Below are 24,744 nucleotides of genomic sequence, written 5' to 3'. Positions count from 1 at the left end.
AGTATGGCCGTCCACGGTGTTGCTGCGAGCGAGCACACGGCTGCGCCTCGTACCCTGTCCGGCATGCCTGAGCACCCCCGCCGGCCCCGCCGCCCCGAGGACGGACGTCGCGACGACGACGCGATGACCTTCGACGTGCGGCGCGGCCGCTCCCGCTCCACCGGGGGTTCGCCGACCCCGCGCGAGCGGCCGCAGCGGCCTCAGCGCCCCGCCCAGGGCGCGGCCAAGCCCTCTCCCAAGCCAACCTCGAAGCCCGCGCCGAAGCAGCCCGCCGACCGCCCGCGCCGCCGTCCTGAGCCGGGCTCAGCACGCGCCGACGACACCGCCCGCGCCATCCCGACCGGCAGCCGCGCCGCCCGTCCGGCAGGGTCACGCCCCCAGGGGCAGTCCCGTCCCCGCCAGCAGGCCCGGCCCGACGAGCGGGCCGAGCCGCGCACCCGGGTCATGCCGGTGGCCGGCCAGGGCCCGTCGCCGCGCCCGGAGCGGCCCCGCCGTCCGGAGCGGCCCGCGACCGACGACCGGGGTCGTCCCGGGGGCCCGACCGGCCCGACGCGCACCGGTGGGGGCCGGCGCCGCCGCCCCCTTCGCACCGCCGGGATCGTGCTGCTCTGCCTCGCCCTCGTCTGGGGCGGGGCGACGTACTGGGCCGTGAGCTCGGCGTGGGGCGAGGTCAACAAGGTCGACGCGACCCCGAGCGGCGAGCGCGTCGCCGAGGGCGACGGGCGCAACGTCCTGCTCGTCGGCAGCGACTCCCGCGAGGGCATGACCCGCGAGGAGCGCAACCGGCTGGGCACCGGCCAGGCCGAGGGCAAGCGCACCGACTCGATCATCGTGCTGCACACCGGCGGCGACCGGCCGGTCCTGCTGTCGATCCCCCGCGACTCCTACGTCGAGATCCCCGGCCACGGGATGAACAAGATCAACGCCGCCTACTCGATCGGCGGGGCCAAGCTGCTCGGCGAGACGATCGAGGCCAACACCGGTCTGCACATGGACGGGTACATGGAGATCGGCTTCGGCGGCTTCGCGCAGGTCGTCGACGCCGTCGACGGGGTGTGGATCTGCGTCCAGCGCGACATGGACGACCCCAAGGCGCACATCGACCTCAAGAAGGGCTGCCAGACCCTCGACGGCAAGACCGCGCTCGGCTACGTCCGGGCGCGCTACTCCGACCCCGAGGGCGACATCGGCCGCGCGAAGCGTCAGCGGCAGTTCCTCGGCTCGCTCATGGGCGAGATCGCGACGCCGGGCACCCTGGTCCAGCCGTGGAAGCTGCGCTCCCTGGGCCAGCAGTCGGGCGGCGCCCTCACCGTCGGCGAGGACGACTCGATGATCGAGACCGGTCGCGCCTTCTGGGCGATCCGCTCGGTGTCGAAGGGGGAGGGCGACTCGATCGTCGTCCCGATCTCGAACAGCAACCTGCCCACCCCCGTCGGCTCCGCCGTGCAGTGGGACACCGAGAAGGCCCCCCAGCTCTTCGACGACCTCAACCACAACCGCCCCCTGAGCATCGACCCCTCGAAGGGCTGAGCCGTCAGACCCTGGCGGGCCGTCGCACCTCGACCACCACGGCCCCCTTCGGTCTCCACCCGATGCGCTCCGCGCCACGACTGCCCGGTAGCGTCGCGCCCATGCAGAAGATCGGTGTCGTCGGGTGCGGGCTCATGGGTGCGGGCATCGCGGAGGTGTGCGCGCGGGCAGGCAGCGAGGTCGTCGTCGTCGAGTCCGACGACGCGCGCGCCGAGTCGGGCCGCGCCCGCCTCGAGAAGTCCCTGCGCCGGGCCCAGGAGCGCGGCAAGCTCGACGACGCGGGCGCCGTGCTCGAGCGGATCCGGGTCGTCACCGATCTCACCGAGCTCGCGGACCGCGACATGGTCGTCGAGGCGATCCTCGAGGAGGAGTCGGCGAAGGTCGCCCTCTTCAAGCAGCTCGACGAGATCGTCACCAGCCCGGACGCGATCCTCGCCTCGAACACGAGCTCGATCCCGATCATGAAGCTCGCGACGGTCACGAAGCGCCCCAGCCACGTCCTCGGCGTCCACTTCTTCAACCCAGTCCCGGTGCTCAAGCTCGTCGAGCTCGTCCCCTCGCTCATGACCGACGCGCAGACGACCGAGCGCGCCCGCGACTACGTCGACAACACCCTGGGCAAGCAGGCCATCACCTGCCAGGACCGCGCCGGCTTCGTCGTCAACAGCCTGCTCATCCCCTTCATCCTCAGCGCGATCCGGATGTACGAGTCCGGCTTCGCGACCGCCGAGGACATCGACTCCGGCCTCGTCCTCGGCGCCGCCCACCCGCAGGGCCCCCTCGCCCTGGCCGACCTCATCGGTCTCGACACGACGATGGCCGTCGCCCAGTCGCTCTACGAGGAGTTCAAGGAGCCGCTCTACGCTCCCCCGCCGCTGCTCGCGCGCATGGTCGACGCCGGCCTCCTCGGTCGCAAGACCGGCCGCGGCTTCTACACCTACGAGCAGTAGGCCGAAGGGGGACGCCCCCAGGTCGCGCAGAAGCCCCCGCCGGTCTCGGCGGGGGCTTCTGCGATGTCCGACGAAGGGGTGTCGGGCACACCGGGGTCTCGGCTGGGCGGGGAGGACGCCGGTCAGGCGCGAGCCGGCTCCACCGGGCTCTCGATGCTCTCCTCCGCGGCGCGTGCGGCGCGCTGCGGGATGAGCAGGGCGACCCCCGCAGCGAGCGCGGCCGCCGCGGCGCCGAGCAGCAGCCCGACGCGGAAGCCGGACTCGCTGGGCAGCGGCACACCCCCGAGGTCGGTCGTCATGTGCGACAGGACGACGCCGATGACCGCGGACGACACGGTGGTGCCGATGGAGCGCATGAGCGTGTTGACGCTGTTCGCCGACGCGGTCTCGGAGATCGGGACCGAGCCCATGATGAGCGCGGGCATGGCGCCGTATGCGAAGCCGACCCCGGCGCTCATGACGCACACGGCGACGAGCAGCCCCCACGTCGAGCCCATGAGCGCGATCGCGCTGAGGTACCCGAGCGAGACGATCAGCGCACCGAGGGCAAGAGTCGTGCGCGGGCCACGGGCGTGCGAGAGCCGGGCGCCAACCGGCGAGACGAGCATCATGACGATGCCGCCCGGGGCCATCCACAGCCCCATCTGGAGCATGTCCTGGCCGAGCCCGTACCCGGTCTGGGTGGGCAGCTGGAGCAGCTGCGGGACGACGAGGCCCTGGGCGTACATCGCGAAGCCGACGACGACCGAGGCGAGGTTGGTGAGCAGCACGACCGGCCGGGCGGTGACCCGCAGGTCGACGAGCGGCTCGGGCGTGCGCAGCTCGTAGGCGCCCCAGACGAGCAGGACGACGATGCCGACCACGAGCGGGACGAGGGTCCGGCCGCTCGCCCAGCCCCAGTCCGCCCCCTTCGTGATCGGCAGCAGCACGCAGATGAGGCCGACGCCCAGGCCCAGCGCGCCGACGGCGTCGAAGCGACCGCCCGCGGTCACCCCGGACGCGGGCAGGAAGCGGTGGACGAGGACGGCCACGACGAGCGCGAGCACCGCCGCGCCCCAGAAGAGACCGCGCCAGCTGCCGTACTCGGCGACGGCCGCGGCTGCCGGCAGGCCGAGCGCTCCGCCGATGCCGAGCGAGGCGCTCATGAGGGCGATCGAGCTGCCCAGCCGCTCCGGCGGCAGCAGGTCGCGCATGACGCTGATGCCGAGCGGGATGAGACCCATCGCGGCCCCCTGGAAGGCACGCCCGACGATCATCGGCACGACGCTCGAGGCGGTGGCGCACACGAGGGACCCGACGACGAGCAGCGCGGTGCACCCGAGCATCACCGGTCGCTTGCCGTAGAGGTCGCCGAGGCGTCCGCTCACCGGCGTGACGACCGCGGCGGCGAGCAGCGTCGCGGTGATGACCCACGTCGCGTCGGTGGCCGTCGTGCCGAGCAGCTGCGGGAGGTCACCGATGAGCGGCACGACGAGGGTCTGCATGAGGGCGGCGACGATGCCGGCGAAGGCGAGGACGGGGACGATCGCGCGCGGCGACGCCGCGGGTGCGGGGAGGGTCTGTGACACGGATGTGTACCGTACATATGATGTGCACGATGCACAAAGCCGGGCGGGTGCACCCGCACCCGCACCCGCTCCGACGAGGAGGGACGAGGCCATGACGCACGACGGGCGCCACGAGGCGCTGGAGCTCGAGACGATGCTCCTCAGCCGCTACCTCCTGCCCGGACGGCGCCCGCCGAAGCGGGTGCGCCACCTCGAGCGCAGCGCCTACACGCTGCTGCGCCGCCTCCAGGCCGAGGGCCCGATGACCATCGCCGAGCTCAGCGAGGCCCTCGACCTCGACGTGTCCACCCTCAACCGGCAGACCGCAGCGATGCTGCGCTGCGGAGACCTCGAGCGCGTGCCCGACCCCGATGGCGGGGTCGCACGCAAGTTCCGCCCCACGCCGGCCGGCGAGGAGCACCTGCAGCACGACCTCGGCGCGAACGTCGACGGCCTTCGCCGGGTCGTCGGCGACTGGCCCGAGGAGGACCTCGACGACCTCGTCCGGCTGCTGCGCCGCTTCAACGGCGACATCGAGCGCCTCCACGGGCGCCCCTGGCCCCGCGGCTGACGCGGCCCACGCAGGACGGTCTCCCCCGTCAGGACGGCGAAGGGGTGCCCCCTCGCCTCAGGCGAGGGTGAGGAAGAGCTTCTCCATGGCCTCGCGGTCGGCAGGGTCCACGCCCTCGGGCGCCGTGAGGCACTGCTCGAGACCGGTGGCGACGATCGCGAAGCCGGCGCGGTCCAGCGCGCGGCTCGCCGCGGCGAGCTGGGTGACGACGTCCTTGCAGTCGCGCCCCTCCTCGATGAGGCGGATGACCCCGCCGATCTGCCCCTGCGCTCGCCGGAGCCGGTTGATGACCGGACCCATCTCCTCGATGTCCAGCACGACCATGTCAGCCCTCTTCTCTCGTCCGCCTCGCCTGTCGCCAGGCCTGGTCCGGACCGTACCCGCCGAGGACCGGCGGATCGATCTGCGTTTTGACAACTATACCCCCGGGGGTATCTACTCGTCGGCATGACACCGCAGATCGTCACCATCGAGACCCCGAGCCTCGGCGACCGCTCCTACCTCGCCCACGACGGGCAGGTCGCGGTCGTCGTCGACCCGCAGCGCGACATCGACCGCGTGCTCGCCGCCGCCGAGGAGGCGGGTGTGCGCATCACCGACGTCTTCGAGACGCACATCCACAACGACTACGTCACCGGCGGTCTCGCGCTGGCCGAGCAGGTCGGCGCGCGCTACCACGTCAACGCCGAGGACGAGGTCGCCTTCGAGCGCGAGCCGATCGGCGACGGCGACGTCGTCGAGGTCTCGCCGTCGATGCGGGTGCGCGCGATCTCCACACCGGGTCACACCTACACGCACCTCTCCTACGCGCTGGAGTCCGTCGACGAGACCGGTGAGGTCGCCACCGCGGTCTTCACCGGCGGGTCGCTGCTCTTCGGGGCCACCGGCCGGCCCGACCTGCTCGGCCCCGACCACACCCACGACCTGGTGCACCACCAGTACGCGTCCGCGCAGCGCCTCGCGCAGGAGCTGCCCGACCAGACCGAGGTCCTGCCCACCCACGGCTTCGGGTCCTTCTGCTCGGCCGGCTCGACCGGGGGATCCACCGAGTCCACGATCGGGGTGGAGAAGCGGCAGAACCCCGCGCTCACCCAGGACGAGGAGGCCTGGGTGGCGAGCACTCTCGCCGGTCTCGACGCCTACCCGACGTACTACGCCCACATGGCGCCGTCGAACAGCGCCGGTCCGGACGCCCCCGACCTCTCTGCGCCGGAGACGGCCGACAAGGAGACGCTCGCGTCGCGGATCGCGGCGGGCGAGTGGGTCGTCGACCTGCGCACCCGCACCGCCTTCGCCGCCGGTCACGTCGGCGGGACCCTGAACTTCGGCCTCGACGGCCAGCTCGCCACCTACCTCGGCTGGCTCATCCCCTGGGGGACCCCGCTCACCCTGCTCGGCGAGAGCCCGGAGCAGGTCGAGCAGGCGCAGCGAGAGCTCGTCCGGATCGGCATCGACCAGCTCGAGGGCGCGGCCACCGGCACCCCCTCGGACTGGACCGACGAGCCGCTCGGCAGCTTCGAGCGCGCGGTCTTCGCCGACCTCGCCCAGGTGCGCCACCACCGCCCGGTCCAGGTCCTCGACGTGCGCCGCGCGAGCGAGCACGCGGGCGGGCACGTCGACGGTGCGCTGAACATCCCTCTGCACGAGCTCCTCGACCGCCTCGACGAGGTGCCGGCCGGCGAGCTCTGGGTCCACTGCGCGGGCGGCTACCGCGCGTCGGTCGCCGCCTCGGTGCTCGCCGCGCACGGCAGCACCGTCGTCGCGGTCGACGACAGCTTCGACGAGGCCGGGCCCGCCGGGCTGCCTGTCGTCACCAGCTGACCCAGCACCACCCCTCACCCCATCGAAGAAGGAGATCCACCATGTGCCGACAGGCCACCTGCCGTGTGTGCGGCAAGACCACCTGGGCCGGTTGCGGCCAGCACGTCGACCAGGTCATGGCCGGCGTCCCCCGCGCCGACCGCTGCCCCGGCCACGCCGCCGAGGCCAAGACCACCACCCCCGGCGCCGGAGTCCTCTCCCGCCTGCTCGGCCGCGGCTGAGCCCACCCGAGACCCCGTCGGGGGCGTGTCCCCCCTGTCGCGCCTCCGACGGCCTCCCCCTCGACCCCGCCGGGGGCGTGTCCCCCTGTCGCGCCTCCGGCGACCTCTCCCCCAAGGAGCCACCCCATGCCCCTCGTCGTCATCCCGCTCGGGCTGCTCGTCGGGCTCGCCCTCGGCGCGCTCGGCGGGGGCGGGTCGGTGCTCACCGTGCCCGCGCTGGTCCAGGTGCTCGGCGTCGAGCCGGCCGTCGCGACGACGAGCTCGCTCGTCATCGTCGGCATCACCGCGCTGCTCTCGCTGCCCTCGCACCACCGCGCCGGCCGCGTCCGGGTCGGGCAGGGTCTGACCTTCGGGCTGCTCGGCACCGCCGGCTCGCTCGCCGGGTCGACCGCCGCCCGGTCGGTGCCCCCGGCGGTGCTCATGACCGCCTTCGCGGCGCTCATGGTGCTCGTCGCCACCCTCATGCTGCGCCGCAGCGGACGACCGGCCGGGCAGGCCGACGCCTCCCCCTTCGAGCCGATGATCACCCTGCGCCCGCTCACCTGCGCCTGCCCCCGGGTCCTGCAGCTGCTCGCGGCGGCCACGCTTGTCGGCCTGCTCACGGGCTTCCTCGGCGTGGGCGGGGGCTTCGTCCTCGTGCCGGTGCTCGTGCTCGTCCTCGGCTTCACCATGCCCGTGGCCGTCGGCACCTCGCTGCTCGTCGTCGCCGTCAACAGCGCGACCGCGCTCGCCGCCCGCCTGCACCAGGGCGCCGGCGACCTGCCGTGGGGCGTCGTCCTCGGCTTCTCGGCCGCCGCGGTAGTCGGCAGCGTCCTCGGCAGCCGGGTCGGCGACCGCGTCCCCGCCGGCCGCCTCTCGCAGGCCTTCGCCGTGCTCGTCCTGGTCGTCGCGGCGATCACCGCGGTGCAGCACGTGCCCGACCTCATCGCCTGACCCGCTCCCCCTTCGACCCCTCCTCGGGAAGGACACCCATGACCTCCACCGACACCCGTCCCACCACGCTCGACGCCGCCCAGGTCCGCACCTGGCTCGAGCAGCCCGACGGACCGCGCGTGCTCGACGTGCGCACGCCCGGCGAGTTCGCCGCAGCGCACATCCCCGGCTCGTACAACGTCCCGCTCGACCTCGTCACCGAGCACCGCCGCAAGCTCGCCGAGCAGATCGACGAGGACGTCGTGCTGGTGTGCCGCTCCGGCGCACGCGCCACCCGGGCCGGTGAGGCCCTCTCCTCGACCGGCCTGCCCCACCTGCACGTCCTCGACGGAGGGGTCCAGGCCTGGGAGGCAGCGGGCGGCGACCTCGTGCGCGGCGACGGCACGTGGGACCTCGAGCGTCAGGTCCGCCTCGTCGCCGGCGGCATCGTCCTCACCGGCGTGCTCGCCAGCACCGTGCTCCCCGCCGCGAAGTGGGTCTCCGCCGGGATCGGCGCGGGCCTGACCGGAGCAGCCCTCACCGACACGTGCGCGATGGGCATGATGCTCTCGCGGCTGCCGCACAACCGGCGGCACTCCCCCGAGCTCGAGGACGTCCTCGCGCAGCTGCGGGGCTAGGGGCTCAGGCCTTCGGCAGGCCCTGCAGCAGCTGACGGGCCATGACGACCCGCTGGATCTGGTTGGTGCCCTCGTAGATCTGCGTGATCTTCGCGTCGCGCATCATCCGCTCCAGCGGGAAGTCACGGGTGTATCCCGCACCGCCGAGGAGCTGGACCGCGTCCGTCGTGACCCGCATCGCCATGTCCGAGGCGTAGGCCTTCGCGGCCGCGCCGAAGAAGGTGAGGTCGGCGTCGCCGCGCTCGGACTTCGCGGCCGCGACGTAGACCATCTGCCGAGCGGCCTCGAGCTCCATCGCCATGTCGGCGAGCATGAACTGGATGCCCTGGAAGTCGGCGACGGCCTTGCCGAACTGCGAGCGCTCCTTGACGTAGGCCAGCGCGTGGTCGAGCGCGCCCTGGGCGATGCCGACGGCCTGCGCGCCGATGGTGATGCGGGTGTGATCCAGGGTGCGCAGGGCGATCTTCAGCCCCTCGCCCTCGGCGCCGACGATGCGGTCGCCGGGCAGACGCACGTCGTCGAAGTGCAGCTCACGGGTCGGGCTGCCCTTGATGCCGAGCTTGCGCTCCTTCTCGCCGAAGGTGAAGCCCTCGTCGGACTTCTCCACGACGAAGGCGCTGATGTTGCGCCCGCGCTCGCCGTCGGGGTCGGTGACCGCGAGCACCGTGTAGTACTCCGAGACGCCGGCGTTGGTGATCCACGCCTTGCTGCCCCGCAGCACCCAGTCCTCGCCGTCCTTCGTGGCCCGGCAGCGCATGCCCGCGGTGTCCGAACCGGCCTCGCGCTCGGAGAGCCCGTAGGAGAAGAAGCCCTCGCCGGAGGCCAGCTTGGGCATGTACCGCGCGTTGATCTCCGGCGAGCCGCCGAGGATCACCGGCAGCGAGCCGAGCTTGTTGACCGCGGGGATGAGCGAGGAGCTCGCGCAGACGCGCGCGACCTCCTCGATGATGATGCAGACCGCGAGCGCGTCGGCGCCGACGCCGTCGTGCTCCTCGGCGACGTGCGCCGCGTGGAAGTCGGCCGCGACGAGGGCGTCGTGCGCCTCCTGCGGGTAGCGGCTCTCCTCGTCGACGGCAGCGGCGAAGGGGGCGATCTTCGCCTCGGAGACGGCACGCACCGCCTCGCGGAGGGCCTCGTGGTCCTCGCTCGTGCGGAAGAGGTCGAAGTCGGCGTCAGCGCTCACGAGCCCGATGCTACGTCCGGCCGGCGCGAGACCGGCACGCCCCCCACCCGGAGGTGAGCAATCGCTCACTCACCGGGTCGAAGAAGGAGCGTCACCTCGAGGTGACGCTCCTTCTTCCAACCAGGGCGGGTCGGCTCAGGAGTCGGAGCCGAAGAGGTCGCGGGTGTAGATCTTGTCGTCGACGTCGGCGAGGTCGTCGGTGCGGCGGTTGGCGACGATGACGTCGGACATGGCCTTGAACTCGTCGAGGTCGCGGATGACGCGCGAGCCGTAGAAGGAGTCGTCGGTGAGCTCGGGCTCGAAGACGACGACGTCGACGCCCTTGGCCTTGATCCGCTTCATGATCCCCTGGATCGAGGAGGCGCGGAAGTTGTCCGAGCCGGCCTTCATGATGAGGCGGTGGATGCCCACGACACGGGGGCTGCGGGCCAGGACGTCCTCGGCGACGAAGTCCTTGCGGGTGCGGTTGGAGTCGACGATCGCCTGCATGAGGTTCTGCGGGACGTCCTGGTAGTTGGCGAGCATCTGCTTGGTGTCCTTGGGCAGGCAGTAGCCGCCGTAGCCGAAGCTCGGGTTGTTGTAGTGCGTGCCGATGCGCGGGTCGTGACCCACGCCCTCGATGATCTGACGGGTGTTGAGCCCGTGGGTCGCGGCGAAGGTGTCGAGCTCGTTGAAGTACGCGACGCGCATCGCGAGGTAGGTGTTGGCGAAGAGCTTGATCGCCTCGGCCTCGGTGGAGTCGGTGAGCAGCACCGGGATGTCGCTGTCCTCGGCGGCCTCGACGAGCAGGTCGGCGAAGCGGCGCGCACGGTCGCTGATCTCGCCGACGACGATGCGCGAGGGGTGGAGGTTGTCGTAGAGGGCCCGGCCCTCGCGCAGGAACTCCGGGGAGAAGATGACGTCGGGGGTGCCCAGGCGCTCGCGCACGCCGGCGGTGAAGCCGACGGGGATCGTGGACTTGATGACCATCGTCGCGCCCGGGGCGTGCTCCATGACGTCGGCGATGACGCCCTCGACGGTGGAGGTGTTGAAGTAGTTCGTCTGCGGGTCGTAGTCCGTGGGCGTGGCGATGACGACGTACTCCGCCCCCGCGTACGCGTCGGCCTTGTCGAGCGTGAAGCGCAGGTCCAGCTCGCGGTGGGCGAGGAAGTCGACGATCTCGGGGTCCGCGATCGGGCTGCGCCGGTCGTTGAGGGCCTCGACCCGGTCGGGCGCGATGTCGAAGCCGACCACCTCGTTGTGCTGCGCGAGGAGGACGGCCATGGACAGGCCGACGTAACCGGTGCCGACGACGGCGATGCGAGTGCTCACGGGGTCCCTGTCTACCTGGGGGTGCGGACACGGCATTATCACCCGCCCCCCGACCCGCTCCGAAATGACCCGGCGCGCCCCTCCCCACGACCGGGTCGGAAGGCAGAGACTGACCCGATGAGCCTGACCCATCAGAACGACGACGACCTCATGCGAGAGCTCATGGCCGACCCGGGCATCTGGGTGGTCGTGGGGCTGTCCAACAACACCGAGCGCGACGCCTACCGCGTCGCCCGCTGGCTGAAGTACGAGCTCGGCAAGGGCATCATCCCGGTGCACCCCGACGCCGAGGACGTCGACGGCGACACGGGCTACGCCTCGCTCGCCGACATCCCGGACGGCACCGACGTCAAGGTCGTCGACTGCTTCGTCAACAGCACCGAGGTCGGGTCGGTCGTCGACCAGGCGATCACGCACAAGGACCGGCTGCAGATCGACGCGATCTGGATGCAGCTCGGCGTCGTCGACGCCGCCGCGGCCGACCGCGCCCGCGCCGCCGGTCTCGACGTCGTCATGGACACATGCCCGAAGATCCAGGCCCGTCGGCTGCGCACCATGGGCTCCCACCGCTAGGACACCGGCGGCGAAGGGGGTCAGCGCTGCGCGCGCAGCGCCTCCCCCTTCGCCCGGGCGGACGACTCGAGGTCGGCGGCGAAGGCGACGAGGGCCGAGCGCAGCCGCGCCGCCTCCTCGCCCTCGCCCGCCCCGAGGATCCGCGCGGCGAGCAGGCCCGCGTTGCGGGCGCCGCCGACGGCGACGGTCGCGACGGGGATGCCCGCGGGCATCTGGACGATGGAGAGCAGGCTGTCCATGCCGTCGAGGTACTTCAGCGGGACCGGCACGCCGATGACCGGCAGCGGCGTGACCGACGCGAGCATGCCCGGCAGATGAGCCGCTCCCCCGGCGCCGGCGATGATGACGCGCAGCCCGCGCTCGGCGGCCTGCTGCCCGTACTCGATCATCGCCGTCGGCATGCGGTGCGCCGAGACGACGTCGGCCTCGTGGGCGACGCCGAGCTCGTCGAGCACCTCGGAGGCGGCCCGCATGACGGGCCAGTCGCTGTCGCTGCCCATGACGACCCCGACGACCGGCTGCTGCTCACTCACGGATGGCTCCTTCGATGTAGTCGGCGGCGTGCCGGGCCCGCTCGCGCAGGTCGGCGAGGTCCTCGCCGCTGAGGTTGACGTGCCCGATCTTGCGGCCCGGGCGGACCGCCTTGCCGTAGAGGTGGACCTTGAGCTCGGGGTCGCGGGCCATGACGTGGCGGTACGTCGGGTAGAGGTCGGCGTCGACCCCGCCGAGCACGTTGGCCATGACCGTCCAGCGCGCCCGGGCTCGCGGCGAGCCGAGCGGCAGGTCGAGGACCGCCCGCAGGTGCTGCTCGAACTGCCCCGTCGTCGCGCCGTCCATGCTCCAGTGGCCCGAGTTGTGCGGGCGCATCGCGAGCTCGTTGACGACGACGTGGCCCTCCGCGAGCTCGAAGAGCTCGACGGCGAAGACCCCGGTAACGTCGAGCTCGGCGGCGATGCCGAGCGCGACGTCGCTCGCCCGCTCGGCGAGCTCGGGCGTGAGCCCCGGTGCCGGGGCGAGCACCTCGGTGCAGATGCCCCCGGACTGCACGGTCTCGACGACCGGCCACACGCTGGCCTGGCCGGAGGGCGCGCGGGCGACGAGGACGGCGAGCTCGCGCACGAAGGGGACCCGCTCCTCGACGAGCAGCGGCTCGCCGGCGGCGGCCGCCCGGGCGAGCCACTCCGTGGCGTCCTCGGGCTGGGTCGCGACGAGCACGCCGCGGCCGTCGTAGCCGCCGCGCGGGGTCTTGAGCACGACCGGCCAGCCGTGCTGGTCTGCGAAGGCGAGCAGCCCCCCTTCGTCACGCACCTCCGCCCACGCCGGGCACGGGATGCCGGCCCGCGAGAGGCGCTCGCGCATCGCGAGCTTGTCCTGCGCGTAGCGCAGCGCGGAGGGGCGCGGGTGGAGGGTCGCGCCGTCGGCCTCGAGGGCCGCGAGGACCTCGGCCGGGACCTGCTCGTGGTCGAAGGTCACGACGTCGCAGGCCCGGGCGAAGGCCCGGACCGCCTCGAGGTCGGTGTGCTCGCCGACGGGGGCGCTGGGGACGACGAGGGCGGCGCTGTCGTGGGCGTCGGCGGCCAGGACGGACAGCGTCACGCCCAGCTCGACGGCCGGGCCCGCGCACATCCGGGCGAGCTGACCACCACCGATGATGCCGACGACGGGGAAGCCTCCAGGAGCACGGCGCGGTGATGTCACGAATCGCAGAATAACGAGGTCACGCACTAGGCTCCCCCGGTGCCCACCACGCCAGACACCCCGACAGGGGACGCGCCGGCGCCGGGCCCTGCCCGCACGGGTCTGCGTGGCTTCGTCGACACGATCTGGCACGAGGTCGCGAAGTTCGGGGTCATCGGCCTCATCTCCTTCGTCATCGACCTCGGCGGGATGAACCTGCTCACGCACACCGTGCTCGAGGAGAAGCCGACGACGGCCCGCATCCTCAGCGGTGTCGCGGCGACGATGTTCGCGTGGTTCGGCAACCGCAGCTGGACCTTCGCCCACCGGCGCAGCCGCCCGGTCGCCCACGAGGTCACCCTCTTCTTCGTCGTCAACGGCATCGCGCTCGTCATCTCGACGCTCACGCTCGTCATCTCGCACTACGTCATGGGCCTCGAGTCGCGCCTCGCCGACAACATCTCGACGATCTTCGGCATCGGGCTCGGCACGCTCTTCCGCTTCTGGGCCTACCGGCGCTTCGTCTTCGCCAACGAGCCCCTCGACGTCGACACCTCTCCCCTGGCGGAGGACGAGCCCGTCAGCGGGTGACGTGCCCGTCTGAGAGGTAGACCTCGAAGACCGCCGGCTGGGTCTGCACGAGCTGGAGGCGACCCCCGTTGCGCTCGGCGAGATCGCGCGCGAGCGCCAGCCCCAGGCCCGTGCCCTGCGAGGTCACCGAGCGCTCGAAGATGTGCGGCGCGATCGCCATCGGGATCCCCCGGCCCTCGTCGCGCGCCTCGACGACGATGCTCGGCCCGCTGCGCCGCGGCACGACCGAGACGGTGCCCGCACCGTGCTTGAGGCCGTTCTCGACGAGCGCGCCGATGATCTGGCTGAGGTCGGAGGGGCGCACGCGGACCATGAGCCCGCGCTGGCCGGCGACCCGGATGCTGCGCTGCTCCGCGGCGAAGGCGGGCAGGTACTCGCGCTGGATCGAGGCGAGCACCGAATCCAGCGAGATGACCGGCAGCTCGACCTCGTCGGTGCGTGTGCGGGCCCGCAGGTCTTCGACGACCCCGCCGAGGCGCACCACCTGGGCGATGGCGACCTGAGCCTCCTCGTGCACCTCGTCGACGTCGTCCATGATCGCCAGCTCCTCGAGCCGCATGAGCAGCGCGGTGAGCGGGGTGCGCAGCTGGTGCGCGGCGTCGGCGGTGAAGTCGCGGTCGGTCGCGGTGCGCCGGCTCAGCTCGACGTCGCGCGCGGTGATGACCTGCGCCAGCCGGTCGATCTCCGCGACGTCCGAGCGGGGGGCGGGCGCTCCCCCTTCGCCCAGGGTCCGCACACGCTGCGTGAGCTCGCCGAGTGTCCCGGCGAGCTCCTCGGCGAGGCGCTCGCTCGCCCGACGGGCGAGCATCGCGCTGCCGGCGACGACGAGGGCGACCCAGGCCAGGCCGACGGCGGCCCACCCGGCGAGGTGACCGGGCTCGACCTGCAGGGCCCGCTCGGGGTCGCTCGCGGCGACGAAGAGCGCGGCGACGAGCGGCAGACCCAGCCCGACGGCGAGGACGACGAGGGGCAGCGTCGTCGCGGAGAGGGCGCGGCGCCTCATCAGCCGGCGTCGAAGCGGAAGCCGACCCCCCGCACGGTCGTGATGTACCGGGGGTTGGAGGCGTCGTCACCCAGCTTCCGGCGCAGCACGGAGATGTGCATGTCGAGGGTCTTCGTCGAGCCGAACCACTCGGTCTCCCACACCTCCGCCATGAGGCGGTCGCGGGGCACGACGCGGCCGGACTCGCGCACGAGGACCGAGAGGACCTCGAACTCCTTGACCGTGAGGGCGAGCTCCTCGCCGTGGAACCACGCGCGGCGGGCCTCGGCGTCGATGCGCAGCACGCTCTCGGCGGAGGCCTCCTCGGCGGAGGTGCGGCGCAGCAGGGCGCGCACGCGCGCCATGAGCTCGGCGAGCCGGAAGGGCTTGGTGACGTAGTCGTCGGCGCCGGCGTCGAGCCCCACGACCGTGTCGACCTCGTCGGCCCGGGCGGTGAGGATGAGGACGGGCACCGCCGATCCGCTCGCCCGCACGCGGCGGCACACCTCGAGCCCGTCGAGCGTCGGCAGCCCGAGGTCGAGGATGAGCAGGTCGGGTCCCGAGGCGACGACGGCGTCCAGCGCCTCGCGCCCGTCGACGAACGCGTCGACGTCGTAGCCCTCACGACGCAGAGCACGGGTCAACGGGTCGGCGATGGCTGTGTCGTCCTCGGCCAGCAGCACTCGCGTCATGGGGCCTGAGTGTAGGGGCGGGATCTGCGATCCGCCGACCGGAGCTCTCAGGGGTGCGCGGTGACGTCGATGCGGTCCCGGACACCGGTGACGCGCACGAGCCGGGAGGGGGTCACGGTCCCGATCCCGCGCAGCGAGCGCTGCCGGGTGCGGATCGTCGTGAAGCCGCTGAGGGGGGCGAGCTGGCGCGCGAGGGAGTCGTCGACGAAGACGCCGTTCGAGGGTGCGACGGCGGTCAGCCGGCTCGCGCGGTTGACGGTCGTGCCGAAGACGTCGCCGAGCCGGCTGACGACCGGGCCGTGCGCCATGCCGATGCGCACCTCGGGCAGGAGCGGCTCCTCGGTCATCGCCTCGACGAGGTCGAGCGCGATGGCGGCGGCGGGCGCGGCGTCACCGGTGAGGTACATGACCTCGTCGCCGACGGTCTTGACGACCCGCCCGCCGTGGGCGGTGACGACGTCGCTGGCGAGGATCTCGAAGCGCTGGACCATGTCGGCGAGCTCGCGCTCGGACAGCCGCCGCACGACGGCGGTGAAGTTCACGAGGTCGGCGAAGCCGACGACCCGCGGGACGCCGGTGCCGTCCGCCTCGGGGGCGTCGGCGAGGCTGCGGTTGATCGCCGCGGTGAGCTGGCGGCGCCACACGTAGACGAGGAGCGGCTCGAGCTCGTCGGCGAGCTCGGCCATCCGCACCGCGGTCTCCTCGAGCACCGGCTGCGAGGACGCGAGGTCGTAGGCGGGCCGGTCGTCGCCGCCGAGCTCGGCGACCTCCTCGGCGATCGCCTCGGCGACGAGCTGGGTCTGCCAGATGGCGAGCCGGTCGAGGGTGCGGGCGAGCGCCCTGGCCATCGACAGGGCGAACTCCTCGGGGACCCCGCTGCGCACGAGCTCGGCGACCTGGCGCAGCGCCTCGAGGTCGGCCTCGGTGAACATCGCGTCCTCCTCCCCCACGAGGGGGAAGCCGAGCGCGTGCCAGAACTTGCGGGCGGAGCGGATCGAGACGCCGGCGCCGCGGGAGACCTCGCGGCGACCCATCGACGCGGGGCGTCCGAGGAGGGCGCGCTCGAGGGCGTCGGGGTTGGGGTCGAGGACCGCGGGCGGGTCGAGACCGAGGTCGGGCTCGGGGTGCGGGTCCGCGCCGGGTGCCGGGGGCCGGGCCTGAGGCATGGCGCTCCCTTCGGGCCTACGACGGTGGTTGGTGACGCAGGTGGTGCACGTCACCCGCGCTCACCGTAGCCGAGCCCTGCGGGCCGGCGACACGGAGCCGACCGTCGTCGTCGACCCCCTCGGCGCGGGCCCGCAGCACGCTCCCGTCGGGCAGGTGGACGTCGACCTCGCGCCCCAGGGTCGCGGAGGCCTCGCGGTAGTCGCGGCGAAGGGAGGTGAGGTCCAGCGGGTCGAGGCGGTCGCGCAGCGCGTCGAGGAGGGCGGGGACGACCTCGTCGCGGGTGGGGGCGGGCCGGCCGGCCGCCCGCGCGAGGAGGCGAAGGGAGGTCGCGGTCGGCACCGGCAGGTCGGCGGCCTCGTGGTCGAGGTTGACGCCGACGCCGACGACGACGCGAGGTCTCTCCCCCTTCGCACTGGGAGGGAGGGCCTCGCAGAGGATCCCGCAGACCTTCTGCTCGGACGGGCCGGCGAGGACGTCGTTGGGCCACTTGAGGGCTGCGTCGAGACCGAGCGAGACGAGGCAGTCGCGCACGGCCAGCCCAGTGGCCAGGGGGACCCAGCCGAGCGCGCCGTCACCCTGGCCGTCGACGTCGACCTCGGCGAGGAGGGAGCAGGCGATGCCGTGGCCCTCGGTGTCGGACCACGCACGGCCGCGGCGACCGCGCCCGGCGCTCTGGCGGCGGGCGACGACCGCCGACCAGACCGGCAGGTCGCGGACCTCGAGGTTGGTCGAGCCCACCTCGTCGACGAGGCGGACCTCGCCCCAGGCGCGCCCCGGGCGCAGTGCGGCGAGGGTCTCACGGACGACAGGTGTGGGCTCCACACGACAAGGCTAGGCTCCGGCCCATGTCCCAGAGCACCGACACCGCAGCGTCCCTCGGCGGCACCGACGTCCCCGCCGACATCGACGTGCACACCACGGCCGGCAAGCTCGCCGACCTCAAGCGTCGTGTGGCCGAGGTGGCCCACGCCGGGTCCGAGCGCGCGGTCGAGAAGCAGCACGCGAAGGGCAAGAAGACGGCACGCGAGCGGATCGCGCTGCTCCTCGACGAGGGCACCTTCGTCGAGATGGACAAGTACGCGCGGCACCGCAGCGTCGCCTTCGGGCAGGAGGCCAACCGGCCCTACGGCGACGGCGTCGTCACGGGCTACGGCACGGTCGACGGGCGCACGATCGCGGTCTTCGCGCAGGACTTCACCGTCTTCGGCGGGTCCCTCGGCGAGGTCTTCGGCGAGAAGATCACCAAGGTCATGGACTTCGCGATGAAGGTCGGCTGCCCCGTCGTCGGCCTCAACGACTCCGGCGGCGCGCGCATCCAGGAGGGCGTCGTCTCGCTCGGCCTCTACGGCGAGATCTTCCGCCGCAACGTCCACGCCTCCGGCGTCGTCCCGCAGATCTCGCTCGTCATGGGCCCGTGCGCCGGCGGCGCCGTGTACTCGCCGGCCGTCACCGACTTCACCGTCATGGTCGACCAGACCTCGCACATGTTCATCACCGGCCCCGACGTCATCAAGACCGTCACCGGCGAGGACGTGGAGTTCGAGGACCTCGGCGGTGCCCGCACGCACAACACGAAGTCCGGCGTCGCGCACTACATGGGCAGCGACGAGGAAGACGCCATCGAGTACGTCAAGGCGCTCCTGTCCTACCTGCCGAGCAACAACCTCGAGGACCCGCCCGTGCTCGGGGACGAGCTCGACCTCGAGGTCACCGACCTCGACCGCGAGCTCGACACGATCGTGCCGGACTCGGCGAACATGCCCTACGACATGCACAAGGTCATCGAGGTCGTCCTCGACGACGGCGAGTTCCTCGAGACCCAGCCGCTCTTCGCGCCGAACATCATCTGCGGCTTCGGCCGGGTCGAGGGGCGATCGGTCGGCGTCGTCGCGAACAACCCGATGCAGTTCGCCGGGACCCTCGACATCGACGCGTCCGAGAAGGCCGCGCGCTTCGTGCGCACGTGCGACGCCTTCAACGTGCCGGTGCTGACCTTCGTCGACGTGCCCGGCTTCCTGCCCGGCACCGACCAGGAGTGGGACGGCATCATCCGCCGCGGAGCGAAGCTCATCTACGCGTACGCCGAGGCCACCGTGCCGCTCGTCACCGTCATCACGCGCAAGGCGTACGGCGGCGCGTACGACGTCATGGGCTCCAAGCACCTCGGTGCCGACATCAACCTCGCGTGGCCGACCGCCCAGATCGCGGTCATGGGGGCGCAGGGCGCCGTCAACATCCTCTACCGCAAGCAGCTCGCCGCCGCGCAGGCCGCGGGCGAGGACGTCGACGCGGCCCGCCAGGCCTTCATCACCGAGTACGAGGACGCGCTGGCCAACCCCTACGTCGCGGCCGAGCGCGGGTACGTCGACACCGTCATCACCCCGAGCAACACCCGGCTGAACGTCAGCCGCGCCCTGCGGGCCCTGCGCACCAAGCGCGAGACCCTGCCGGCGAAGAAGCACGGGAACATCCCGCTGTGACGGCCGACGACACCTCTGCGCAGGAGACGTCTGCGCAGGCCGTCGAGATCGTCGGCGACGCGACGCCCGAGCAGGTCGCCGCGCTCGTCGCCGTCCTCTCGGGCCTCGGTGGCGGCGAGGAGGAGCCCGCCCCGGCGAGCACCTCGCGCTGGGCGAGCCGCGAGCGCCTCGTGCGCCGCGACGTCCACGCCGGCCCCGGCGGCTGGCGCGCCTCGGCCTTCCCCCGCTGACCCCCTTCGCCCCCTCCCCTCGCCCTCCTCCCCCCTTCGCCCCGCTGATTCGAAGAAGGACCGTCACCTCGAGGTGACGGTCCTTCTTCGAACCACTGCACACAGGCAAGGGCGGCCCGGGTCGCGCGTCCACAGACCGTCCCCGAGCCGAGACGACGACGCCAGGCCCGGCCGACCGTGAGGCATGACCCGCACCGACCGTCGCCACGACCTGCTCTCCCGAGCCCGGGCGATCGCCGACGAGCGCGGGGGTGTGCTGTCGCGCGCAGACCTGCGAGAGATCGGCGCGGACCGACGCTTCGTCGCACGGCAGGTCACCGCGGGCCGCTGGCGGGTGCACGGCCGCCAGACGATCGCCGTGCACACCGGACCTCTCGAGGCGCAGGGCCATCGGTGGCGGGCGGTGCACGAGGTCGGGGCCAGCCTCCTCGACGGTGTCACCGCGCTCCAGGTCGCCGGCCTGAGCGGGATCACCGAGGAGGTGCTGCACGTCTCGGTGCACCACCTCGCACAGGCACCGGTGGTCGACGGGGTCCGGGTGCACAAGGTCTCGCGCCGCACCGACGGCGAGCTCGACCTCGCCGTCCCGCCTCGCACGCCACCGGCGCTGGCGGCGTTGCGGGCTGCGCAGTGGGCGGTGTCCGACGCCCAGGCAGCCCTCTTCCTCGTCGCCCCCGTCCAGCAACGACTGGTCACCGGCGCCCAGCTGCGCACGGCACGCGAGCAGTACCTCGGGCGACGCCGCCGTGCACTCGTCGACACGCTGCTCGCCGACATCGTCGACGGCGCGCAGTCGCTCGGCGAGCTCGACTTCGCCGCGATGTGCCGGGCGCGGCGGATGCCCGTGCCGGAGCGGCAGGTGGTGCGCCAGGGTCCGAAGGGGCGGGTCTACCTCGACGTCAGGTGGCGGTGCGGGCTCGTCGTCGAGGTCGACGGACGGCAGCACGTCGAGGGGGTGGCCCCCGTGGCGGACATGCTCCGGCAGAACTCCGTCAGCCTGACCCGCGACATGGTGCTGAGGATCCCTCTCCTGGGTCTGCGGCTCGAGGCGGACGCCTTCCTCGACCAGGTCGAGCAGGGCCTCGCCGTCCTGGCGGCCAGAGCCTCGTGACTGGTTCGAAGAAGCATCGTCACGCCGAGGTGCCACATCTTCTTCGAACCGCGGGCGACCCCCGGATACTCTCGCCCCCATGCAGCCCCAGGTCATCTCCGTCAACGTCGGGCGGCCGATGCACCAGCGGGTCCCGAAGGACAAGGCCACCGGCATCGGCAAGATCCCCGTCGACGTCGTCACCGTCGCCGACCCCGGGCGCAAGCGCGTCGAGGACGGGCACGGGGTGTCGGGGGTCGAGGGCGACTTCATCGGCAACGGCCGCCACCACGGCGGGAGCGACCAGGCGGTCTACGCCTTCGCCCGCGAAGAGCTCGACCGGTGGGGCGCAGAGCTCGGCCGCGACCTCGCCCCCGGCCTCTTCGGCGAGAACCTCACGACGCAGGGTCTCGACGTCGACGCCGCCGAGATCGGCGACACGTGGCGGGTCGGCGGCGCGGTGCTCCAGGTCTCCGGGCCCCGGGTGCCGTGCGCGACCTTCGCCGCCCGCATGGAGGAGCGCGGCTGGGTCAAGCGTTTCGCGCAGCGCGGCCGCTCCGGCGCCTACCTGCGCGTGATCGAGCCCGGCGACATCCGCCCCGGCGACACCGTCGTCATCGAGCCGTCCGCCAGCGGCCTCGACGTGCCGACGACGCTGCGGGCGCTCATGGGCGACCCGGACGCCGCTCGACTCGTCCTCGCGACCGGCCTCTTCGAGGGCAGCACCGAGGCGACGACGATGCGGCGGGTCGTGCGCACGAAGGGGTAGCGTCCGCCGCGTGACGTCACCCACCGACACCCCGCGCCAGCGCACCGAGATCGACCGCATCGCCGAGGACTACCTCGACGCCTCCGTCGAGCTGAGCCCGCTCGAGGCGACCTATCTCGGGGTGCCGGGACGCGAGGACGCCCTCGACGACCTCTCCCCCGCGGGCCTGGCCGCCCACAGCGAGCTGCGCCGCCGCACCCTCGCCGAGCTCGAGGCCGCCACCCCCGTCGACGACGTCGACCGCGTCACGGTCGAGGCCATGCGCGAGCGGCTCGGCCTGGCCGAGGAGGTCCACGCCGCCGGCCTCGACGCGATGGAGCTCAACAACATCGCCTCGCCCATGCAGGCCGTGCGCGACGTCCTCGACCTCATGCCCACCGACACCGAGGAGCAGTGGGCGACGATCAGCCGTCGCATCGCCGCGATCCCGACAGCGCTGTCGCAGTACGCCGAGTCGCTGCGCCACGCCGCCGACCGCGGTCTCGTCGCCTCGCGCCGCCAGGTCGACGTGTGCGCCGAGCAGGCCCGCGAGCTCGCCGCCGACGACTCCTACCTCGGGACCCTGCCGAGCAGCGCCCGGGTCGGCGACGCGGAGCCGAGCGCCCCCCTTCGCTCCGATCTCGAGACCTCGACGACCGCCGCGCGCCAGGCCTACCTCGACCTCGCCGACGCCCTCGTCGCGCTGCGCGAGCAGGCGCCCGACACCCTCGGCTGCGGCCGCGAGCGCTACGCCCTGCACTCCCGCGCCTTCCTCGGCAGCGAGGTCGACCTCGAGGAGACCTACGCGTGGGGCCAGGAGGAGCTCGCCCGGATCACCGCGCAGATGGAGCAGGTCGCCGAGCAGATCCGCCCCGGCGCGTCGGTCAAGGAGGCCATCGCGATCCTCGAGGAGGACCCCGCGTACCGCCTCGAGGGGACCGACGCCCTGCGCGAGTGGATGCAGGGCAAGGCCGACGAGGCCGTGAGCGCTCTCGGGGGCTCGCACTTCGACATCCCCGAGCCGGTGCGCACCATCGAGTGCCGCATCGCGCCGACGCAGACCGGCGGCATCTACTACACCGGTCCGAGCGACGACTTCGCCCGCCCCGGCCGGATGTGGTGGTCGGTGCCGAAGGGGGTCACGACCTTCGGCACGTGGCGCGAGCTGACGACCGTCTACCACGAGGGCGTCCCGGGCCATCACCTCCAGGTCGGCCAGACGGTCTACCGCCGCGAGCTGCTCAACCGCTGGCGCCGCCTCGCGGCGTGGACCTCCGGGCACGGCGAGGGCTGGGCGCTGTACGCCGAGTGGCTCATGGCCGAGCTCGGCTACATGGACGACCCGGGCAACCGCATGGGCCTGCTCGACGGGCAGAGCCTGCGGGCCGCGCGCGTCGTCATCGACATCGGTGTGCACTGCGGCTTCGAGGCCCCCGCCGAGGTCGGCGGTGGCGAGTGGACCTACGAGAAGGCCTGGACCTTCCTCGACACGCACGCCAACCAGGGCACCGAGCAGCTGCGCTTCGAGCTCGACCGCTACCTCGGCTGGCCGGGTCAGGCCCCGAGCTACAAGATCGGCGAGCGGCTGTGGATGGAGCTGCGCGACGAGGTCGCCCGCCGCGAGGGCGACGACTTCGACCTCGCCGCCTTCCACCGTCGCTCGCTCGACATCGGCGGCGTCGGCCTGGACACCCTGCGCCGGGCGGTCCTCCAGGAGCTCTGACCCGCCCACCCCATGACGAAGGGGGACCCCCACGACCTCGTGGGGGTCCCCTTCGTCGTCCGCGGGGCGCGGGTCGCTCAGAGCCGCCAGCAGCTGCTCGGCTGGTTGAGCCCGGCGAAGCGCGCCTCGAAGAAGAGCATCGACTTCTCCACGTGCGGGAGGAAGCCGCCGAGGTGGGTCGGGGTGATGCCGGCGTTGAAGGTGACGCGCGTGCCCCGGTCGCACCAGTCGCTGCCGAGCTGCTTGCCCCCGGCGTAGGGGATGACGTCGTCGGCGACGGCGTGGTTGATGACGACCGGCGCGTTCGGCGTGCGCCGGCCGATCCGCTGCTCCTCGACGACGCTCGCGAAGGGCTCGCGCCCGAGCAGCTCGGTGAGCGAGGACCCGTCAGCGGTGTACCTGCGGCTGTCCTTGTAGGAGTAGTCGAAGAGGTCGAAGACGCACGCCCCCTCGACCTTCGAGGCCAGGGCGACGCCGTCCGCGTTGAGGTAGGGCTCGGGGTCGATGCCCGCGTCCTGGGCGACGCCGAGGAGCGCGAAGGTCGCGAAGGCGAAGTAGAAGGAGCTGTCGATCTTCGCCCCCACCGAGGCGAGGTCGGCCGTCGGGGCGCCGATCGCCGAGCCCTTGATCGCGAGCTCCGGCGCGTACGTCCCCGCCAGCTCGGCCGCCGAGGCCGCCGCACCACCGCCCTGCGAGTAGCCCATGAGGCCGACGGGCGTCGAGCTCGTCACGCCGCTGCCCTGGAGGTTGCGCGCGGCGCGCGCCATGTCGAGCACGGCGTGGCCCTGCGCCCCGCGGGCGACGTACGTGTGGGTGCCGGGGGTGCCCAGCCCCTGGTAGTCGGTGATGCCGACCGCGTAGCCGCGACCGATCGTGCGCGTGAGCCCGATGCCCTCGTACTCGACGAGCTCGGCCATCTGGCGCGACGGGGCGCACCGGTCGGCCATCCCCTGGGTGCCGGGGGCGTAGGAGACGAAGGGGCGACGCGACGCCCCGACGTAGGGGGTCTTCGGCACGAAGATCGTGCCCGTCACGGCGATCGGGCGCCCGGCACTGTCGGTCGAGGAGTACATCACCCGGGTCGCGGTGACGACCGAGCTCGACAGCCGCAGCGGGTCGAGGAGCAGCGGCGCCGGCTCCGAGCGGATGATCGTGCCGGGGGTCGAGGGGATCGTCGCCGGCGGCTCGTAGAAGGCCGGGCGGGCCGGCTCGGGCGTGCCCGTGAGCGTCTGCGCGCCGGCGGTGCCGGGGACGTCCCCGGGTCCGGCGCTCGCCACCGGGGCGGCGACGAGGGCGAGGGCGGCGGCCACGGCGAGCGCGGGCACGGTACGGCGGCGTGTCTTCATCGACGGTCCTCCACGGTGAGGCAGCCCGGTGGTCCGAGCCGGCCCGTTCGACGTTACTGACGGGTCACAAGACCGGCAACCGCTCGAGACGTGTCCCGCGTCATACGGTGCAGGCGTGCGCCCCCTCGTCCTCGCCTCCGCCTCACCCGCCCGCCGCGAGCTCCTCGAGCGCGCCGGCGTGCGCCCGACGACCCGGCCGAGCGCGGTCGACGAGGACGCTGTCGAGCGAGCCGCCCGCGCCGCGGACCCCGGGCTGGATGCCGCCGGCCTCGTCGTCGAGCTCGCCCGGGCGAAGGGCGAGCACGTCGCCTCGTCGTGGCCGCAGGAGGACGACGCACCCGTCGTCGTCGCGTGCGACTCCGTCCTCGAGGTCGGCGGCGCGGTCGTCGGCAAGCCCCACGAGCCGCACGTCGCCGTCGAGCGGTGGCGGCGGATGCGCGGTGGCGAAGGGGTGCTCCACACCGGTCAGTGGGTGCGAGACCTCGCCACCGGCGCGACGACCTCGGCGGCGGCCTCGACGCGGCTGCGCTTCGCCGAGCTCTCCGACGACGAGATCGAGGCCTACGTCGCGACGGGCGAGCCGCTCGAGGTGGCGGGCGCCTTCACCATCGACGGGCTCGGCTCCCCCTTCGTCGAGGTGCTCGAGGGCGACCACGGCACGGTCATCGGGCTCAGCCTGCCGCTGCTGCGCCGGATGCTGCTCGAGCTCGGCGTCGGGTGGTTCGAGGTCGTCTCGCGCTGAAGCGCTCCCGGCGGGCCCA

The 24,744-nt window shown here is 73.0% G+C and carries 26 protein-coding genes; 15 read left to right on the top strand and 11 right to left on the bottom strand.

Annotated elements, in window-relative coordinates; all coding sequences use genetic code 11:
- The first annotated feature begins 63 nt into the window (after positions 1-63).
- Positions 64-1,530, top strand: coding sequence for an LCP family protein (locus LIV55_RS14415; RefSeq protein WP_229300713.1), 1,467 nt, complete (start codon positions 64-66; stop codon positions 1,528-1,530).
- Positions 1,531-1,631: 101 nt separating this feature from the next.
- The gene (locus LIV55_RS14410; protein ID WP_068273482.1) at positions 1,632-2,480 is read left to right on the top strand and encodes a 3-hydroxybutyryl-CoA dehydrogenase; all 849 of its coding nucleotides are present in this window, start codon (positions 1,632-1,634) and stop codon (positions 2,478-2,480) included.
- 122 nt (positions 2,481-2,602) lie between these two features.
- On the opposite strand, the gene LIV55_RS14405 is transcribed toward LIV55_RS14410, so the two are convergent.
- Positions 2,603-4,048, bottom strand: coding sequence for an MFS transporter (locus tag LIV55_RS14405; protein WP_229300712.1), 1,446 nt, complete (start codon positions 4,046-4,048; stop codon positions 2,603-2,605).
- Positions 4,049-4,139: 91 nt separating this feature from the next.
- On the opposite strand from LIV55_RS14405, the gene LIV55_RS14400 reads away from it, so the two are divergent.
- Complete coding sequence (locus LIV55_RS14400; RefSeq protein ID WP_191564563.1) at positions 4,140-4,598, top strand: MarR family winged helix-turn-helix transcriptional regulator; 459 nt, start codon at positions 4,140-4,142, stop codon at positions 4,596-4,598.
- A 57-nt stretch (positions 4,599-4,655) separates the two neighbouring features.
- On the opposite strand, the gene LIV55_RS14395 is transcribed toward LIV55_RS14400, so the two are convergent.
- Complete coding sequence (locus tag LIV55_RS14395) at positions 4,656-4,922, bottom strand: metal-sensitive transcriptional regulator (protein ID WP_123091120.1); 267 nt, start codon at positions 4,920-4,922, stop codon at positions 4,656-4,658.
- Positions 4,923-5,045: 123 nt separating this feature from the next.
- Between LIV55_RS14395 and LIV55_RS14390 the strand changes: the two genes are divergently transcribed.
- From LIV55_RS14390 to LIV55_RS14375, 4 genes are all read left to right on the top strand, one after another.
- Positions 5,046-6,419, top strand: coding sequence for an MBL fold metallo-hydrolase (locus LIV55_RS14390; protein WP_191564564.1), 1,374 nt, complete (start codon positions 5,046-5,048; stop codon positions 6,417-6,419).
- A 41-nt stretch (positions 6,420-6,460) separates the two neighbouring features.
- Positions 6,461-6,640, top strand: a complete 180-nt coding sequence (locus LIV55_RS14385; RefSeq protein WP_191564565.1) for a DUF8730 family Cys-rich protein — start codon at positions 6,461-6,463, stop codon at positions 6,638-6,640.
- Positions 6,641-6,766: 126 nt separating this feature from the next.
- Positions 6,767-7,573, top strand: a complete 807-nt coding sequence (locus tag LIV55_RS14380; RefSeq protein ID WP_229300711.1) for a sulfite exporter TauE/SafE family protein — start codon at positions 6,767-6,769, stop codon at positions 7,571-7,573.
- 38 nt (positions 7,574-7,611) lie between these two features.
- Positions 7,612-8,190: a rhodanese-like domain-containing protein gene (locus LIV55_RS14375; protein ID WP_123091124.1), complete on the top strand. Its 579-nt coding sequence runs from the start codon at positions 7,612-7,614 to the stop codon at positions 8,188-8,190.
- Positions 8,191-8,194: 4 nt separating this feature from the next.
- Here the strand turns inward: LIV55_RS14375 and LIV55_RS14370 are convergent, their stop codons facing one another.
- Positions 8,195-9,373, bottom strand: coding sequence for an acyl-CoA dehydrogenase family protein (locus tag LIV55_RS14370; RefSeq protein WP_123091125.1), 1,179 nt, complete (start codon positions 9,371-9,373; stop codon positions 8,195-8,197).
- Between the two features lie 135 nt (positions 9,374-9,508).
- Complete coding sequence (locus tag LIV55_RS14365; RefSeq protein ID WP_308012921.1) at positions 9,509-10,684, bottom strand: nucleotide sugar dehydrogenase; 1,176 nt, start codon at positions 10,682-10,684, stop codon at positions 9,509-9,511.
- A 117-nt stretch (positions 10,685-10,801) separates the two neighbouring features.
- Here LIV55_RS14365 and LIV55_RS14360 point away from each other — a divergent pair, with 117 nt between their 5' ends.
- Entirely contained in the window at positions 10,802-11,257 is a 456-nt protein-coding gene (locus tag LIV55_RS14360; RefSeq protein ID WP_123091127.1) for a CoA-binding protein, read from the top strand.
- 20 nt (positions 11,258-11,277) lie between these two features.
- On the opposite strand, the gene purE is transcribed toward LIV55_RS14360, so the two are convergent.
- Together purE and LIV55_RS14350 are read right to left on the bottom strand one after the other, a co-directional pair.
- Positions 11,278-11,757 (bottom strand): 5-(carboxyamino)imidazole ribonucleotide mutase, encoded by a 480-nt coding sequence (gene purE, locus LIV55_RS14355; RefSeq protein WP_229300992.1) that lies wholly within the window; start codon positions 11,755-11,757, stop codon positions 11,278-11,280.
- A gap of 25 nt (positions 11,758-11,782) precedes the next feature.
- On the bottom strand, positions 11,783-12,955 hold the full coding sequence (locus LIV55_RS14350; protein WP_229300710.1) for a 5-(carboxyamino)imidazole ribonucleotide synthase: 1,173 nt from the start codon (positions 12,953-12,955) through the stop codon (positions 11,783-11,785).
- Between the two features lie 39 nt (positions 12,956-12,994).
- Here LIV55_RS14350 and LIV55_RS14345 point away from each other — a divergent pair, with 39 nt between their 5' ends.
- The gene (locus tag LIV55_RS14345; protein WP_123091130.1) at positions 12,995-13,525 is read left to right on the top strand and encodes a GtrA family protein; all 531 of its coding nucleotides are present in this window, start codon (positions 12,995-12,997) and stop codon (positions 13,523-13,525) included.
- Here the strand turns inward: LIV55_RS14345 and LIV55_RS14340 are convergent.
- Genes LIV55_RS14340 through LIV55_RS14325 form a run of 4 tightly spaced genes read right to left on the bottom strand, consistent with a single transcriptional unit; the run spans position 13,515 to position 17,188 of the window.
- Positions 13,515-14,528 carry a sensor histidine kinase gene (locus LIV55_RS14340; RefSeq protein WP_123091131.1) on the bottom strand — a complete coding sequence of 338 codons (1,014 nt, stop codon included), beginning with the start codon at positions 14,526-14,528 and terminating at the stop codon, positions 13,515-13,517. The genes LIV55_RS14345 and LIV55_RS14340 overlap by 11 nt on opposite strands.
- Positions 14,528-15,199, bottom strand: coding sequence for a response regulator transcription factor (locus tag LIV55_RS14335; protein WP_068273459.1), 672 nt, complete (start codon positions 15,197-15,199; stop codon positions 14,528-14,530). The genes LIV55_RS14340 and LIV55_RS14335 overlap by 1 nt, the downstream gene beginning before the upstream one ends.
- Positions 15,200-15,246: 47 nt before the next feature.
- Positions 15,247-16,365, bottom strand: coding sequence for an adenylate/guanylate cyclase domain-containing protein (locus LIV55_RS14330; protein ID WP_229300709.1), 1,119 nt, complete (start codon positions 16,363-16,365; stop codon positions 15,247-15,249).
- Positions 16,366-16,381: 16 nt separating this feature from the next.
- Positions 16,382-17,188 (bottom strand): biotin--[acetyl-CoA-carboxylase] ligase, encoded by an 807-nt coding sequence (locus tag LIV55_RS14325; RefSeq protein WP_123091133.1) that lies wholly within the window; start codon positions 17,186-17,188, stop codon positions 16,382-16,384.
- A gap of 23 nt (positions 17,189-17,211) precedes the next feature.
- Here LIV55_RS14325 and LIV55_RS14320 point away from each other — a divergent pair, with 23 nt between their 5' ends.
- The 5 genes from LIV55_RS14320 to LIV55_RS14300 all read left to right on the top strand — a co-directional run bounded on the left by LIV55_RS14320 (position 17,212) and on the right by LIV55_RS14300 (position 22,637).
- Positions 17,212-18,846, top strand: coding sequence for an acyl-CoA carboxylase subunit beta (locus LIV55_RS14320; protein WP_201465885.1), 1,635 nt, complete (start codon positions 17,212-17,214; stop codon positions 18,844-18,846).
- Positions 18,843-19,076, top strand: a complete 234-nt coding sequence (locus LIV55_RS14315; RefSeq protein ID WP_123091135.1) for an acyl-CoA carboxylase subunit epsilon — start codon at positions 18,843-18,845, stop codon at positions 19,074-19,076. The genes LIV55_RS14320 and LIV55_RS14315 overlap by 4 nt, the downstream gene beginning before the upstream one ends.
- 184 nt (positions 19,077-19,260) lie before the next feature.
- Positions 19,261-20,187 (top strand): hypothetical protein, encoded by a 927-nt coding sequence (locus LIV55_RS14310; RefSeq protein ID WP_229300708.1) that lies wholly within the window; start codon positions 19,261-19,263, stop codon positions 20,185-20,187.
- A 79-nt stretch (positions 20,188-20,266) separates the two neighbouring features.
- Positions 20,267-20,935 (top strand): MOSC domain-containing protein, encoded by a 669-nt coding sequence (locus LIV55_RS14305; RefSeq protein WP_229300707.1) that lies wholly within the window; start codon positions 20,267-20,269, stop codon positions 20,933-20,935.
- 10 nt (positions 20,936-20,945) lie between these two features.
- Positions 20,946-22,637: a DUF885 domain-containing protein gene (locus tag LIV55_RS14300; protein WP_229300706.1), complete on the top strand. Its 1,692-nt coding sequence runs from the start codon at positions 20,946-20,948 to the stop codon at positions 22,635-22,637.
- 77 nt (positions 22,638-22,714) lie between these two features.
- Here the strand turns inward: LIV55_RS14300 and LIV55_RS14295 are convergent, their stop codons facing one another.
- Complete coding sequence (locus LIV55_RS14295) at positions 22,715-23,983, bottom strand: lipase family protein (protein WP_229300705.1); 1,269 nt, start codon at positions 23,981-23,983, stop codon at positions 22,715-22,717.
- A 115-nt stretch (positions 23,984-24,098) separates the two neighbouring features.
- Between LIV55_RS14295 and LIV55_RS14290 the strand changes: the two genes are divergently transcribed.
- Entirely contained in the window at positions 24,099-24,725 is a 627-nt protein-coding gene (locus LIV55_RS14290; RefSeq protein ID WP_229300704.1) for a Maf family protein, read from the top strand.
- Positions 24,726-24,744 lie beyond the last annotated feature (19 nt).

Origin of the sequence: Janibacter melonis (assembly GCF_020567375.1) — a bacterium.
Classification (GTDB): domain Bacteria; phylum Actinomycetota; class Actinomycetes; order Actinomycetales; family Dermatophilaceae; genus Marihabitans; species Marihabitans melonis.
This window is presented reverse-complemented; position numbering and strand designations above follow the sequence as displayed.